General features: G+C 59.9%; 12 protein-coding genes and 1 pseudogene. 9 read left to right on the top strand and 4 right to left on the bottom strand.

Features of this window, described 5'->3' with window-relative positions; translation table 11 throughout:
* Positions 1–99 precede the first annotated feature (99 nt).
* From ACMT3I_RS09980 to ACMT3I_RS09950, 7 genes and pseudogenes are all read left to right on the top strand, one after another.
* Positions 100–1,197 (top strand): LacI family DNA-binding transcriptional regulator, encoded by a 1,098-nt coding sequence (locus ACMT3I_RS09980; protein WP_414804335.1) that lies wholly within the window; start codon positions 100–102, stop codon positions 1,195–1,197.
* A gap of 368 nt (positions 1,198–1,565) precedes the next feature.
* The gene (nrdH, locus tag ACMT3I_RS09975) at positions 1,566–1,799 is read left to right on the top strand and encodes a glutaredoxin-like protein NrdH (RefSeq protein WP_414804334.1); all 234 of its coding nucleotides are present in this window, start codon (positions 1,566–1,568) and stop codon (positions 1,797–1,799) included.
* Positions 1,800–2,007: 208 nt separating this feature from the next.
* A complete protein-coding gene (gene nrdI, locus ACMT3I_RS09970) occupies positions 2,008–2,409 on the top strand; it encodes a class Ib ribonucleoside-diphosphate reductase assembly flavoprotein NrdI (protein WP_414804333.1) in 402 nt (133 codons plus the stop codon).
* A gap of 23 nt (positions 2,410–2,432) precedes the next feature.
* Positions 2,433–4,538: a class 1b ribonucleoside-diphosphate reductase subunit alpha gene (nrdE, locus tag ACMT3I_RS09965; RefSeq protein ID WP_414804491.1), complete on the top strand. Its 2,106-nt coding sequence runs from the start codon at positions 2,433–2,435 to the stop codon at positions 4,536–4,538.
* Positions 4,539–4,582: 44 nt separating this feature from the next.
* Positions 4,583–5,557, top strand: a complete 975-nt coding sequence (gene nrdF, locus ACMT3I_RS09960) for a class 1b ribonucleoside-diphosphate reductase subunit beta (protein WP_414804332.1) — start codon at positions 4,583–4,585, stop codon at positions 5,555–5,557.
* 94 nt (positions 5,558–5,651) lie between these two features.
* The gene (locus ACMT3I_RS09955) at positions 5,652–8,687 is read left to right on the top strand and encodes an SIR2 family protein (protein ID WP_414804331.1); all 3,036 of its coding nucleotides are present in this window, start codon (positions 5,652–5,654) and stop codon (positions 8,685–8,687) included.
* Between the two features lie 353 nt (positions 8,688–9,040).
* Positions 9,041–9,499, top strand: a pseudogene (locus ACMT3I_RS09950) (ribonucleotide-diphosphate reductase subunit beta); the annotation flags it as partial.
* Positions 9,500–9,584: 85 nt separating this feature from the next.
* On the opposite strand, the gene ACMT3I_RS09945 reads toward ACMT3I_RS09950, so the two are convergent.
* Positions 9,585–10,358 carry a hypothetical protein gene (locus ACMT3I_RS09945; protein WP_414804330.1) on the bottom strand — a complete coding sequence of 258 codons (774 nt, stop codon included), beginning with the start codon at positions 10,356–10,358 and terminating at the stop codon, positions 9,585–9,587.
* Positions 10,359–10,483: 125 nt separating this feature from the next.
* Complete coding sequence (locus ACMT3I_RS09940) at positions 10,484–11,419, bottom strand: NADP-dependent oxidoreductase (RefSeq protein WP_414804329.1); 936 nt, start codon at positions 11,417–11,419, stop codon at positions 10,484–10,486.
* A gap of 146 nt (positions 11,420–11,565) precedes the next feature.
* Here ACMT3I_RS09940 and ACMT3I_RS09935 point away from each other — a divergent pair, with 146 nt between their 5' ends.
* Positions 11,566–12,042 (top strand): MarR family winged helix-turn-helix transcriptional regulator, encoded by a 477-nt coding sequence (locus ACMT3I_RS09935; RefSeq protein ID WP_414804328.1) that lies wholly within the window; start codon positions 11,566–11,568, stop codon positions 12,040–12,042.
* A gap of 113 nt (positions 12,043–12,155) precedes the next feature.
* Positions 12,156–13,337, top strand: a complete 1,182-nt coding sequence (locus ACMT3I_RS09930) for an alcohol dehydrogenase catalytic domain-containing protein (RefSeq protein WP_414804327.1) — start codon at positions 12,156–12,158, stop codon at positions 13,335–13,337.
* A 3-nt stretch (positions 13,338–13,340) separates the two neighbouring features.
* Here ACMT3I_RS09930 and ACMT3I_RS09925 read toward each other — a convergent pair whose 3' ends face one another.
* A complete protein-coding gene (locus tag ACMT3I_RS09925; RefSeq protein ID WP_414804326.1) occupies positions 13,341–14,141 on the bottom strand; it encodes a cytochrome c oxidase assembly protein in 801 nt (266 codons plus the stop codon).
* 4 nt (positions 14,142–14,145) lie between these two features.
* Positions 14,146–14,640 (bottom strand): DUF2243 domain-containing protein, encoded by a 495-nt coding sequence (locus tag ACMT3I_RS09920; RefSeq protein ID WP_414804325.1) that lies wholly within the window; start codon positions 14,638–14,640, stop codon positions 14,146–14,148.
* Positions 14,641–14,728: the final 88 nt, after the last annotated feature.

Below are 14,728 nucleotides of genomic sequence, written 5' to 3'. Positions count from 1 at the left end.
TCGATGGCGGCGTTGTACGCTCATCGACGCTGAACACGAAAGAATAGGGACTCACAACATGAGTAGCGTCAGTCGCCACGGTAGGAGCCAACGAGTCAGGTGAGCACGGATGGCGAAAAGGCGCGTGCTGCGAACATCTTCGACGTGGCCAGGCTGGCTGGGGTGTCCCACCAGACGGTCTCGCGCGTGCTCAATGATCTGCCCAATGTGCGCCCGGCCACCCGCCTTCGCGTCGAGCAGGCCATCACCCAGCTTCGCTACCGCCCGTCGCCCGCAGCTCGCGCGCTGGTCACCCGCCGCTCCCGGACTATCGGCCTGATCACCACCGGCGGCCCAGACTACGGACCGTCGAGCACCGTGCTGCAGTTCAACGAAGCAGCCCGGCACGCCCGCTACGCCGTGAGTATGGCCAGCATGTTGGAGTCAGACCCTGAGTCGCTGCGTTCGGCCGTCGAGCTGCTCCTGCGGCAGAACGTCGAGGCGATCGTGCTGATCGCTGCGCACCGCGGTGCACTGGATGCCGTTCGCGGCGTCGAACTCGGCGTTCCGCTCATCGTCGTCGAGTCAAGCGGCCGCAGTGGCTTTCACAGTGTGGGCATCGATCAGTATCACGGAGCCAGGAATGCAGTGCGGCACTTGGCCGAACTCGGCCACACCAGCATCGTTCACCTGGCCGGCCCGGCCGACTCAATGGATGCCGCCGAGCGGGTTCGAGGCTGGCGCGACGAACTCGCCGAGCGCGGACTGATCGCGCGCGAACCCATGTGGGGCGACTGGACCCCGGCCAGCGGATACCGGCACGGCGGGATCCTTGCCGATTTGGTTCTGGGTGAGGGTGTCCAGGGCGATTCTGCGCGGAGCGACGCTGGATTCACCGCGGTGCTTGCGGGCAATGACCAGATGGCTCTCGGCCTCATGCATGCACTGACCCAGCGCGGATTCGTGGTGCCAAGAGACGTCAGCATCGTGGGCTTCGACGACATCCCAGAGGCCGAACACTTCACGCCGCCGTTGACCACCATGCGGCAGGACTTCAATGCGCTCGGCCGCGACATCATGCAGACGTTGCTAGCCGTGCTGCAGGATGACGAATCGCCCGATCTGCCGTCGACCGCGCCAGAGCTGATCGTGCGGGAGTCGACTGCCGCGCCGCGCGTCGTCGTCGCACCGACACCCGTTGGGGCGTCTAGAAAGTAGCGATCGCGGTATCCGCTTGACTGTCAGTGGCTAGTGCAAGAGTGGGCACTGGAGCACAACATCTAGTGGTTGAGCGACACGCCGCCGGGTTATCCACAAGCAAAATTGTTTTGATTCGCGTGCCTGTGGATAACTTTGCAGAGAGCCGCGGAAAATGGCCGATTTCGAGCGGGTTGGCTGTTGACAACCGGTGGAGAACCGGTGGATAACTACATAAATGTAATTCCCGCATGTTGTGTCTGTTCCTATCCGCAATCACTAGATGTAGTATTAGAACTCCAGTCGGCGACGCAGAGAATCTCTCGGATTCGCTTGTTCGGCTCCACAACATTGAACTGCTGAATCAGCTAAGAAGAGAGGGCCAGAACATGGCAATCACGGTCTACACGAAGCCTTCCTGCGTGCAGTGCACCGCAACTTACCGTGCCCTCGACAACAAGGGCATCGAATACGAAGTACTCGACCTCTCGGTCGACGAAGGAGCGCTCGAAGCGGTCAAGGCCCTCGGCTACCTGCAGGCTCCCGTCGTCATCACCGATGAAGACCACTGGTCGGGATTCCGCCCAGACAAGATCAACGAGCTGGCTGAACGCCTGGCGTAAAGCTCGCACCCAGCGCAGCACGCTGAACGGCCAGTGTTCAGCATTTAGCGCTCCACGAATCTGGCCCGCGAGGCACAATCACGCGGGCCGATTCAATGCGTCACGCATCAAACTGCACCACGCACCAACCCGCACCACCGCCACACAGAATCACAAGCAACATCATGAGCAGTACTCGCAACTACATCGACCAGCGAGGGGGTGTCACATGGCCGAGCTAGTTTACTTTTCCAGCGTTTCGGGAAACACGCACCGGTTCATCGAGAAACTCGGCCGCCCCGCAACCCGCATCCCGCTCTACGCGCGTGACGAACCCCTCCACGTAGACGAACCCTTCGTGCTGTGCCTTCCCACCTACGGTGGCGGCAACGGCATGGGGGCAGTACCCAAACAGGTGATTCGTTTTCTCAACGATGCGAATAACCGATCACTGATCCGCGGCGTCATTGGCGCGGGCAACACCAACTTCGGTGAGGCATACGGCATTGCCGGCGACATCATTGCAGCCAAATGCAAGGTGCCCGTCCTCTACCGATTCGAAGTATTTGGAACCCCGGATGATGTACGCATCGTTCACGAAGGATTGGATTCATTTTGGAAGCAACTGTGATTGACGCCCCAAGTGGTCTCGGAATGGATTACCACTCCCTGAACGCGATGCTTAACCTCTACGGCCCGAACGGCGAGATCCAGTTCGACAAAGACCGTGAGGCTGCCAGGGAGTACTTCCTGCAGCACGTGAACCAGAACACGGTGTTCTTCCACAGCCTGCGCGAACGTCTCGACTACCTGGTAGAGAAGGAGTACTACGAGAAGGCAATGCTCGACCAGTACTCGTTCGAGTTCATCACCAAGCTCAACGACCTCGCTTACTCGAAGAAGTTCCGCTTCCAGACGTTCCTCGGTGCGTTCAAGTACTACACCTCGTACACGCTGAAGACGTTCGACGGAAAGCGTTACCTTGAGCGCTTCGAAGACCGCGTCGTGATGACCGCCCTCGGCCTGGCCGCCGGCGACGAGACAGTCGCGATCAACTTGGTCGAAGAGATCATCGCCGGCCGCTTCCAGCCGGCCACCCCGACGTTCCTCAACTCGGGCAAGGCACAGCGCGGCGAGCTCGTCTCCTGCTTCCTGCTGCGTATCGAAGACAACATGGAGTCGATCTCCCGCGGCATCAACTCGTCGCTGCAGCTCTCGAAGCGTGGCGGTGGCGTTGCCCTGCTGCTCTCCAACATCCGTGAAGCCGGTGCACCGATCAAGCAGATCGAGAACCAGTCGAGCGGCATCATCCCCGTGATGAAGCTTCTCGAAGACTCCTTCAGCTACGCCAACCAGCTCGGTGCCCGCCAGGGTGCCGGTGCCGTGTACCTGCACGCGCACCACCCCGACATCATGCGCTTCCTCGACACCAAGCGTGAGAACGCCGACGAGAAGATCCGCATCAAGACCCTGTCCCTCGGCGTGGTCATCCCCGACATCACCTTCGAACTGGCGAAGAAGGGTGAGGACATGTACCTGTTCTCCCCGTACGACGTCGAGAAGGTCTACGGCGTGCCGTTCGGCGACATCTCTGTTACAGAGAAGTACCAGGAAATGGTCGACAACCCGCGCATCAAGAAGTCGAAGATGAAGGCACGTGACTTCTTCCAGACGCTGGCAGAGATCCAGTTCGAGTCCGGCTACCCGTACATCGTGTACGAAGACACCGTCAACGCTGCGAACCCGATCAAGGGCCGCATCAACATGTCGAACCTGTGCTCCGAGATCCTCCAGGTCAACACGCCGACCACGTACAACGAAGACCTGTCGTACAACGAGATCGGCAAGGACATCTCGTGCAACCTCGGCTCGATGAACATCGCGCTGGCGATGGACTCGCCCGACTTCGGTCTGACCGTTGAAACCGCCATCCGCGGCCTCAACTCCGTGTCAGAGCAGAGCCACATCTCGTCGGTTCGCTCGATCGAAGACGGCAACGACAAGTCGCACGCCATCGGCCTCGGCCAGATGAACCTGCACGGATACCTTGCTCGTGAGCGCGTCTACTACGGCAGCGAAGTAGGCATCGACTTCACGAATATCTACTTCTACACGGTGCTCTTCCACGCGCTTCGTGCGTCGAACAAGCTCGCCATCGAGCGTGGCCGCACCTTCCAGGGCTTCGAAGACTCGACCTACGCATCCGGTGCATTCTTCGACAAGTACACCGACCAGGTGTGGGAGCCGGCCACCGAGCGCGGTGCAGAGCTGTTTGCGAACTCGAGTGTCACCATCCCGACGCAGGCCGACTGGGCAGAGCTCAAGGCATCCGTCATGGAGCACGGTATCTACAACCAGAACCTGCAGGCCGTGCCGCCGACCGGTTCAATCTCGTACATCAACAACTCGACAGCGTCGATCCACCCGATCGCGGCGAAGATCGAGATCCGCAAGGAAGGCAAGCTGGGGCGCGTCTACTTCCCGGCTCCGTTCATGACGAACGACAACCTGGAGTACTACCAGGACGCTTACGAAATCGGCGCAGAGAAGATCATCGACACCTACGCGGCGGCTACCCAGCACGTCGACCAGGGCCTGTCGCTGACCTTGTTCTTCAAGGACACCGCCACCACGCGCGACATCAACAAGGCTCAGATCTACGCCTGGAAAAAGGGCATCAAGACGATCTACTACATCCGTCTGCGCCAGATGGCCCTTGAGGGCACTGAGCTCGAGATGTGCGTCTCCTGCGCACTCTAGCTCGCCCTTCTTGCTCGACTTTCTGATCAAAGGAACACACAACAATGATTGACAAGCTGAAGCTCGTCTCCCACGTTGACGCCATCAACTGGAACAAGATTGAAGACGAGAAGGATGTCGAGGTCTGGAACCGCCTCGTCAATAACTTCTGGCTGCCCGAGAAGATTCCGCTGTCGAACGACATCCAGTCGTGGAACACGCTGACTCCGGCCGAGCAGCAGCTCACCATGCGTGTGTTCACGGGTCTCACCCTGCTCGACACGATCCAGGGCACCGTCGGTGCTGTCTCACTGATTCCGGATGCGATCACTCCGCACGAAGAGGCTGTTTACACGAACATCGCGTTCATGGAGTCTGTGCACGCCAAGAGCTACTCGTCGATCTTCTCGACGCTGTGCTCCACGAAGGAGATCGACGAGGCGTTCCGCTGGTCGACCGAGAACCAGAACCTTCAGAAGAAGGCTGCGATCGTGATGGAGTACTACCAGGGTGACGACCCCCTCAAGCGCAAGGTGGCATCCACCCTGCTTGAGTCGTTCCTGTTCTACTCGGGCTTCTACCTGCCGATGTACTGGTCGAGCCACGCCAAGCTCACGAACACGGCAGACATGATCCGTCTGATCATTCGTGACGAGGCTGTGCACGGGTACTACATCGGATACAAGTTCCAGAAGGGGCTCGAGAACGAGACCCAGGAGCGTCGCGATGAGATCAAGGACTACACGTTCAACCTCATGTTCGAGCTCTACGAGAACGAGGTGCAGTACACGCAGGACCTCTACGACGAGGTCGGTCTGACCGAAGACGTCAAGAAGTTCCTGCACTACAACGCCAACAAGGCGCTGATGAACCTGGGCTACGAGCCGATGTTCCCGAAGACGGTCACCGACGTGAACCCGGCGATCCTGTCGGCGCTCTCGCCGAACTCTGACGAGAACCACGACTTCTTCTCGGGCTCGGGCTCGTCGTATGTCATCGGTAAGGCAGTTGTTACCGAGGACGAGGACTGGGACTTCTAGATCTCAGTTGTTTTCTCAGCCCTACTGAGTTTTGCAGTCACCTTCTCGCGGAAGGTGACCGTCGGAAGCGATATGTTGCGTTGAAAGGTTATTCGTGGATCTCGAGCTCATTGAGGCATTTCGCTCACGTTCCGCTGTACTTGTCGTCGGGACGGGGGCGTCGCAAGCAATTTCGCAACAGAACGAATTGAGTGGGTGGATCGGTCTCGTGCGAGATGGTATCGATCACCTCGTCAAAATCGGTGTAAAGGACGACCGCTGGAAGCAAGCCGTTGTCGGCATGATAGACGCCGCGAGTGACGACGACAGCTCGTTTCTCCTTCAGGCCGCGACTCAAGTGGGGGACGCGCTCAAAGCGACTGATGGGCTTGGTTACCGGAACTGGCTGAAAGGCACAGTTGGTTCTCTTCAGAAAAGGGCGGAGGAGCTGGGGAAGGCAATTGTGGCGTTACCTGCCCCCATTCTCACGACGAACTACGACACGTTGATCGAACAATGTGGGCTGCGAGGAAGCTCTAGCTGGAATGACGCCAAATCGATGCAGAAAGTTCTCGCTCATCGATCTTCAGATGTCGGACATTTGCATGGAATTTGGAACGATCCGGATTCGGTCATATTCACCTCGGCTGACTACCGGAAGTTGCTCGACAGCCCTGCTGCTCAATCGATTCAGTCGGCTTTCGCCAGCAGCAAAAGCATCGTTTACATCGGGGTAGGCGGCGGGCTATCAGACCCGAATTTCTCCCGTTTTCTTGAATGGCAAAGAGAAACGTTCCCCAACCCGGGACTGAGTCACTATCGCCTTTGTCTCAAGTCTGAAGTTGAAACGTTGACCAGATTCCATGCCACAGACAATATGGTGCTGGTGGCCTATGGCGATGAGCACCATGAGTTGGCTCCGTTTCTGACCACCCTGGCGTTGGAGCTCAGCGATATTGTTCCATCCGGATCAGGAATGAACGCGGTCGGTGGCGTGGAGATCCGTGAGCTGTTTGAGCAGTCACTCATTGAGGAAGTTATCGGTCGCCCCGAGGGCGCAGAGCTGGAGCTTTCGATCGAGAACCTTGCGCTCGAACCCGTCTTGCTGCCGATTCCCCACGCACAGTATGTATCTCAAAAGTCCTTGAAATCAGGGAATGATGAGCTGAAGCGCATCGATCCCGAGGCAGATATAGCTGCTGGTGAAGTGATACTACTAGTCGGGGACGAGAAATCTGGGCTTAGCTTTGCCGCAAGATGGCTTGCGCTGAAGGCGTCAATCGTTGCCGACGGGTTGCCACCCATCTACACAAATTTTACTCAATGCAAGAAGTCGCTTCGTCCTCTTGAGGATCTGATCCGCCGCGAGGGGCGGACCGCGGGACTCCCTTTGGGGAAGAAGACGCAGATTCCCGCAGTCGCATTGGTCATCGATGACTACAGTCCATACGTTGCATTTTCAGAGCTAGCAGTCCGCGACCTGTCCTTGTTAGCGCTCGGTTTCACTGTGATGACCTGCCGACAGGGCACAGAGGAAGCGGTTCAGGCGCAACTGGAAGCGGTTGGAATCCGTTGCCGCGTGAGGTATCTCGGGCGACTTGAACGAGGTGACATCGAGAAGATGGCACAGATGGCCGCGCCCATGACGTTTGGTGCAATTGCTGAGCAAGTGTGGGGGCTACTCTGTTCGGAGCACTTGCCGAGGACGCCATTCAACGTTGCGCAACTTATCTACATCTATCAGCGAAATGGAGAGTTGGGAGGAAATGCATCCTCCACATCGATCCTGGAGGAGTTCGTTGCATTGCTGCTGGGGCGTGGTGACCCCCACGAGGATGCGCGATTCAATTTGGATCACGAGCAGAAGATGACATTGCTTGAGCGCCTCGCAGAAGGATTTGTCATTAACGATGAGCTGGGCGCTGTGGAGTCGGCCACCGTGGCTGCGCTCAGTTCTGCGCTTGAAGACCTAGGTTGGCCCGAATCCCCAATCGACATCCTCACCAACTTCCTCGAGCGACAAATCTTGATCAGGAAGAATGGCTTCGTTGTTTTTGCTCGCGGCAGCTTTCTCCATCTCTTCGCGGCGAAGCGTGCCCAGAAGTCGATGAATTTTAGAGACCATTTACTGAATCGCCCGCTTTACTATGCTTCAGCGATCTCTGATTACGCCGCCATTCAACGCCATGATCCGGTTTTGCTTGAGCGCGCGGAGCAATGGGTCGATTCAATACATTGGGAAGAATCCGATGGGGCGGCGTTCGCTGAAGTTGAACTCACGACCCCTAGCTTTGAGGAGATTTCTCCCGATGCTGAGGAACTCGGTGACGCCGTTGGAGCGGAGCTCGCAACGGATGATGCCTCGAACGATGATGATCCGCCAGTGTTCCCAGTCGCAAAAGAGGAAGATGTACCGCCCCTCTGGCGCGCCCTACAGACGCTCGAATTGGCATCTCGAGTCGTGCGTGACGCAGACCAGGCTGGCGAGGTAGTCCAGAAGCAACGAGTGCTTGACTCTCTGTTGGATAAGTGGGGTGCAACTTCCTCGGCGATGGAAGAGGATCAGGATTACCGGAAACTGTTTCAGGAGATCTCATCCCTTGAGGAAAGACCTGTGGATTCAGCAGATCTCCACGCGGATGCCATGCGGAGCATGCAGACGCTTCTTCCTGCGGTATTCGCATTTGCGGGAGTCACTGAATTCCTTGCCTCGCGTCGGCTCCTGATCCCGCTTGAGCGCATCATCGCTGACTTTGACTCCAATACCTCAGCGGAAAAGCGCGTAACCGCGGTGTACTTCCTAATCGCAGTGGCCGAGCCCGGCTGGGCCGAAAAGGCCCGAACGGTTCTCAGCGACGTGGGGAATCTTTGGGTCATGCGGAATTGGATGCTGATGCTTTTGCTCTACAAATACATGGAGAACTCGACGGGCGCCGAGGACGACACGATTCTCCGTACGTGTGTTGACATCGTTGCAAGAGGGACCAAGTACAAGGACGATGCGGAGCGTCGACGACACAATGCGCTCCTGTCACGCCAGCTCCCCCAGGCACGAGAACTGGAGAGGAAGCGACAGCGCGCGCAGATCGCTATTAAGAGGGATCAAATAGCACTGCCGAAGCCCACCACCACCGCGATTGCTGGAGCTTAGTTTGGACGACGGAACCGACGACGGAACCATTGGCTACTCTGCCCGGGGCGTTAGAACGGCACGTGAGCGGAGATCACTTCGCGCGCGAGGTTGACCGCCCTTTTCTCGGGTTGATTGCTTTCATCGAACCACGTGACTGTGAAATACGCCCCCACGCGGAACGCCCTCTCGGGATGCGAACCTCGAAAGGGGCCTACCGCCTCGCCTGACAATGCGTTTCAGTTGCAAGCATCGAGGATCGTGTTTTCGGTGGCCCACGCCCAGAAGTCGTTCCACATGTTCACAATCATGAAGATACCCAAGATTTGCGCGGATCCTAATTGCAATGTGTCGGCGGAAGTTTGCAGATTCTCTTGCCGATGTACTGGTCGAGCCACGCCAAGCTCACGAACACGGCAGACATGATCCGTCTGATCATTCGTGACGAGGCTGTGCACGGGTACTACATCGGATACAAGTTCCAGAAGGGCCTCGAGAACGAGACCCAGGAGCGTCGCGATGAGATCAAGGACTACACGTTCAACCTCATGTTCGAGCTCTACGAGAACGAGGTGCAGTACACGCAGGACCTCTATGACGAGGTCGGTCTGACCGAAGACGTCAAGAAGTTCCTGCACTACAACGCCAACAAGGCGCTGATGAACCTGGGCTACGAGCCGATGTTCCCGAAGACGGTCACCGACGTGAACCCGGCGATCCTGTCGGCGCTCTCGCCGAACTCCGACGAGAACCACGACTTCTTCTCGGGCTCCGGCTCGTCGTATGTCATCGGTAAGGCAGTTGTTACCGAGGACGAGGACTGGGACTTCTAGTCACTGACTGAATTGAATTACAGAGAAGGGCGGATGCTTCGGCATCCGCCCTTTTGCGTGGGACGTCAAAAAGTCGGCTAAAGCATCACCCCGTGGTGAGCCGGCTCGGGGCAGTCGCGATATCGACGCCGTTCCAATACGCATACCTGTCATTGACGATCAATGTCAGTCCAGACGCGGCGAAGTTGCTCGTGGATGTGCAACTAGCGAAGGGGGACGTCTGCTCGGGGTCTGAGACGACGACGCAGAGGAGCCCGTTCTGATCTTTCGCGACAAAAACGTTCCAGGGATCCACGCCGGCAGTCTGCCGTGCCAAACGTGTCGTGCTCAGGTCGAGCATTCCGAAATTCTCGACGAGCACGTCGCTTGGTTGCTGCGGAGTTGTGAACCAACGTTCAGCGGCCACGAGATCACCGGGCACTGGATTGCTTGTGGCAGGAACGGGTGCGTCGTCCTGTTTCGAGGTCTGCGATGCGAGCGGTGACGCGGCGCTTGATGACGTGCTCAGAGGCGTGCCTGCGCCGCTGCCGCCCACCATCGCGCGGACGGCTGCGCCCATGATGATCAGCGCTATGGCCGCTACGAGGATCATCCAGCGACGGGTTCGGCGGCTTTCCGGCACACCGGCTGGCCTCTCTTCGGCGGCGGTGGCGTCGCTATCCGTAGAGGTTGAAACGTGTGCTGCAGCGGTCGCAAGCCCGACGGCCTGATCGTCCGCGGCTGAGTCCAGCTCGTGCAACCGGTACTGGGCCGCGCGTGCGCGAAGCTCCTCCGCCGGGGTCGCAGTACGCCCAAAAGCGAGGCGGCGCAATTCCTCGCGATCCAGCTCCTCGATCGGAGACCCGCAGTTCGTTGCCATGGGCCGAGCGTAGCGAGGAACCGCCTGTGTCACCGCATTTCTGCCTCAAGTCAGACGCACCCAGCTCGGGGCAGCTGTTTGCGGGATGACCCTGCGTGTTCCGCAGGGTCATCCGCTTCAATCCGCTAGCCGACCATCACCACTGTCTTACCGACCAGCCTGCCATTGGCCGCATCCTCATGAACAGCGGGCAGCTCCTGCAGCGGCCGACGATCGACGATGTTGAGCGTGATCCGGCCCTGGTCCACGCGCGACACCAGGTCGGCCAGGTGCGCACCGTTCGGCGTCACCCACACGCTCGCCGTGCGCACGGAGCGCTCGTCGTCGGCCGGCACGGCTCCCGCTGAGCTGACCGCGATACCGCCGTCAGCGACGTAGCCCGTCAGCTTCGCCAGGCCAGCATCGTCGAGGCGCACGTGGTTGATCACGACATCGAAGGGTCCGCCGACGGCAGAGGGCCCCGCGTCGAGATCCAGCGGACCGACCACCGTGGATGCTCCGTACGACAGCAGGCGGTCGGCGTGCTGCGGTCCATCGACGGCGGTCACCGTCGCACCGGCATCAGCTGCGAGCTGCACCACGATGCTGCCCACTGCGCCACCCGCGCCGTTGACCAGCACGGTCTGCCCGGCCTGGATGTCGGCCAGCTCGACGGCAGCCTGCCTGGACGCCAATCCGGTCAGCGGCAGGGCTGCGGCATCCGCCAGCGGCAGGGTGCGGGGTGCTGCTGCAACGAGGTCGGCTGCGATGACCGCGTACTCCGCGGCACCGCCGTGCTGATCCAGCGGGAACATGCCGATGACGAGGTCACCGATCGTGAGCCCGGTGACACCCTCGCCCAGTTCGACGATCGTGCCTGCGACATCCAGACCCGGTGTGATCGGCAGCGGGGTTGGGATGGCTTCGGCCAGCACGCCCAGACGGATGTGGTCGTCCACCGGATTGAAGGATGTCGCGGCCACCTTCAGCAGCACCTGGCCGGGGCCGGGCACGGGGCGTTCGACTTGCTCTGCGCGCAGAACCTCGGTGCCGCCGAACTGGTGATAGCGAATTGCCTTCACGGGAATCTCCTCATGGTGTCTCAGTGATCGGCCCTGCGGTGATGAGGGCCGGATGCTGCGTCGGGACTTGCCTAGGCAACTGAGAAGACTCTGCCTGAGTTGCCTCGGCAAGTCAAGCCGACTGAATCCGAGTATGCTTTCGTGTCATGACCGAATCGCCCCGATGGCTCGACGAGAACCAGCAGGCCGTGTGGCAAGACCTGCTCACCGTTGTGATCGCGCTGCCGACGCTGCTCGATCGTCAGCTGGAGCACGATGCCGGGACGACGAACTTCGAATACAGCGTTCTGGCCCGTCTCTCCATGGCCGAAGGCGGCACCATTCGCCTCAGCGACCTGGCGGCTCAGTGCGACAGCAGTCTGCCTCGGCTATCGAAGGTTATGGTCCGCTTCGAGCAGCGCGGCTGGGTCACCCGCAGCCCTGACCCCGACAACGGCCGGTACACACTCGCCACGCTGACTGAAACCGGCATGCAGAAAGTCGTCGAGAGCGCCCCCGGTCACGTGAATCGCGTGCGAGAGCTCGTGTTCGACCCGCTCACCGCTGCGCAGCAACGCAACCTCGGAATTGCGCTCTCTCGCATCGCAGGGACGGTCCGCGAACAACTCGATAACCGCAAGTGATGCCGGCAGAAATAGGGCAAACGCCGGTACTCCCGATAGACGCGAAAGGCAAGCGGGTGGCCTCTACCGGCTGAAGCTTCTAACGTCGGATGCGACGCTCGGAAAGGAATGACATGCGCGCCCTGACGTGGCAGTCCTCAGGCAAAGTTTCTGTTGAGACGGTGCCGGATCCCACTATTGAAGAACCCACTGACGCCATAATTCGGGTCACCTCGACAGCGATCTGCGGTTCAGACCTGCATCTCTACAGCGTGTTCGCTCCATATCTCCACCGCGGCGACATCCTCGGCCACGAGACGATGGGCGTTGTCGTCGAGGTGGGCAACGCCGTCACCACTCTCTCGCCGGGGGACAGGGTCGTCATTCCCTTCGTGATCGCGTGCGGAAGCTGTGAGATGTGTGTGGCGGGACTGTCGACGCAGTGTGAACAAACTCAAAATCGTGCGCACGGCACGGGAGCCGAGCTTTATGGGTACACCGAGCTCTATGGCTCAGTTCCTGGAGGTCAGGCCGAATACCTGCGCGTGCGGCGTGCAGAGGCAAACGCGATCCGAGTCGGCCATGAGTTGCCGGATGAGCGCTACCTCTTTCTCAGCGATATTCTGCCCACCGCCTGGCAGGGAGTTGACTATGCCGGTCTCGGGGCTGATGGCACGCTTGCGGTTATCGGCCTTGGCCCGGTCGGCCAGTTCGCGGTGCGGGTCGGGCGCTATCTCGGGCACAGGGTGCTTGCCAGCGACCCAGTCGTCGAACGCCGCCTGCTTGCCGAGCGCTATGGCGCAGAGACCTTCGATGCAGACGACGACACGTTGGGCGCTCTGCGGGATGCGACGGATGGCCGAGGGCCCGACGCGGTGATCGACGCCGTTGGGCTTGAGGCACACGGTGCTGGCGTCGCGGAACTCGCGCAGAAAAGCGTCGCCCACCTGCCACGATCGGTGGCCCAGCCGCTCATGAATAAGGCTGGCGTCGATCGGCTGGCGGCGATGATGCTCGCGATCGATGCGGTTCGTCGGGGCGGGACCGTCTCGTTGAGCGGCGTTTACGCGGGCGTCGCGGACCCCCTGCCGGTGATGACGATGTTTGACAAGCAACTCTCGTTGCGCATGGGCCAATGCAACGTGCAGGCATGGATCGGAGATCTTTTGCCGCTGGTGGAAGATCCGGACGACCCCTTGGGCACCGAGGATCTCGTCACTCACCGGGTATCGCTTGAAGAGGCGCCCCGCATGTATGACATCTTCCAGCGCAAGGCCGAGGGGTGCGTCAAAGTCGTATTGAAGCCAGGGATGTGAGCACTACGGTGAGCGAACTGTGTGACCAGAGGGGGCGCGACGGAGGTCACGACCCGCATCCCGGTACCAGCGGGCGCACAGGATGGTGATGATGACTATGTCGATGAGGTCCCCGGCGTAGTACATCAGCATGGCTCCGGCGTGGGCTTGGTCAATGTTGACACCGGCCGGGGGAGTGGCATAGATCATTTTGGCGAGGATGTTGTGTGCGGCCAGCGCCGCCACTAACACCCCCATCCGGAGCGGATAGCTGGCTCTGTGCGGTGCCGGATCGACCGGGATGAGAGCCGCAACAAAGAGGCAGCCGCTGAGCAGAAAGTGAGTCATGACCAACGCGTGCAGGAACGCGCTGGTGCCCATCGCTTGATAGACGGTGGAGGAGTAGAGCAACCACATTCCGCCGATGCTCAACGTGGCGGCGACGATGGGTGTGGTGAGAAATCGGACCGGCCAGCTGCGGAGCAGGCGAGATAGCCGACGGGCGCGCGTCACATGCATCGAGCGAAGGGCGAGGGTCACCGGGGCTGCGCTCACGAGGAAGAGCGGCGCGACCATCCCCACGAGCAGATGGGCCCACATATGGGCGACGAAATCGTTGTGCGCTGCGGCGGCGAGAGGGCCGATGAAGCCGCTCAAGGCCGCCCCGATACCGATGACCCAGGCGAGGCTGCGATACCAGGGCCATGGGCATCCGCGGCGCGCCTGGATGACAATGCCGCTGAGATAGAGGATCAACGCGAGCGCAAAGGGGAGAGCGAGGATCAGGTCAGCGTTCAGGGCTGAGGCCGTCTCGTGATCGTGCATGGCGCTACTCAGACGGGATGGTGCTTCGCCGGGTTCGCACAGTAATTACGATGCCAGCTGCCACCAGCAACACCGCGATGATGTTCCAGGTCAGGTCATACGGCAAGGTGTCGGGAACGTACCTGATCTGGTGAATACCCCACCATTTGTGTTGCACCGTACCGTCGTACAACTGGAAGACGCCGCCACCCAGCAGCACTCCGCCCCACCATCTGGCCTGCCAGAACCCTCCTCGCCGGCGGAGATCGGCGAGCATGAAGAGGCCACCGATCGTCGCTGCCCAGCTCAGCGCATGGAACAGTCCGTCTGAAATCAAGCCGACCTCGGTGGTCGACAGGTCATAGAAATGATGCCAGTGCAGGATCTGGTGAAAGACCGTCTCGTCAATGAAGGCCACGACGCCAACACCGAACAGGATGCCGGACCAGAGGTTTCGTGCCGACAGCGACGACCTCGCACCGAAGTCGATTTGCCGGGGCACGCTCGCGTTTGTTGTCATCGGTTGCCATCCTCTCCGCAGGGTGTCTTATACCCAACCAACACGTTGCGGGCTGGCATTCGAACCCCTTGACAGCCGCCCAATGATG

Origin of the sequence: Leifsonia sp. A12D58 (genome assembly GCF_047530025.1) — a bacterium.
In the GTDB taxonomy this organism is placed as follows: domain Bacteria; phylum Actinomycetota; class Actinomycetes; order Actinomycetales; family Microbacteriaceae; genus Cryobacterium.
Note: the sequence above shows the minus strand (reverse complement) of the source record. Positions and strands in the feature narration are given on the sequence as shown.

What these genes read in the sequence shown, in the direction of transcription:
- nrdH (WP_414804334.1), top strand. Translation starts at nt 1,566, where the DNA reads ATGGCAATCACGGTCTACACGAAGCCTTCCTGCGTGCAGTGCACCGCA.
- ACMT3I_RS09925 (WP_414804326.1), bottom strand. Translation starts at nt 14,141, where the DNA reads ATGCACGATCACGAGACGGCCTCAGCCCTGAACGCTGACCTGATCCTC.
- nrdE (WP_414804491.1), top strand. Translation starts at nt 2,433, where the DNA reads ATGGATTACCACTCCCTGAACGCGATGCTTAACCTCTACGGCCCGAAC.
- ACMT3I_RS09920 (WP_414804325.1), bottom strand. Translation starts at nt 14,640, where the DNA reads ATGACAACAAACGCGAGCGTGCCCCGGCAAATCGACTTCGGTGCGAGG.
- nrdF (WP_414804332.1), top strand. Translation starts at nt 4,583, where the DNA reads ATGATTGACAAGCTGAAGCTCGTCTCCCACGTTGACGCCATCAACTGG.
- ACMT3I_RS09945 (WP_414804330.1), bottom strand. Translation starts at nt 10,358, where the DNA reads ATGGCAACGAACTGCGGGTCTCCGATCGAGGAGCTGGATCGCGAGGAA.
- nrdI (WP_414804333.1), top strand. Translation starts at nt 2,008, where the DNA reads ATGGCCGAGCTAGTTTACTTTTCCAGCGTTTCGGGAAACACGCACCGG.
- ACMT3I_RS09930 (WP_414804327.1), top strand. Translation starts at nt 12,156, where the DNA reads ATGCGCGCCCTGACGTGGCAGTCCTCAGGCAAAGTTTCTGTTGAGACG.
- ACMT3I_RS09935 (WP_414804328.1), top strand. Translation starts at nt 11,566, where the DNA reads ATGACCGAATCGCCCCGATGGCTCGACGAGAACCAGCAGGCCGTGTGG.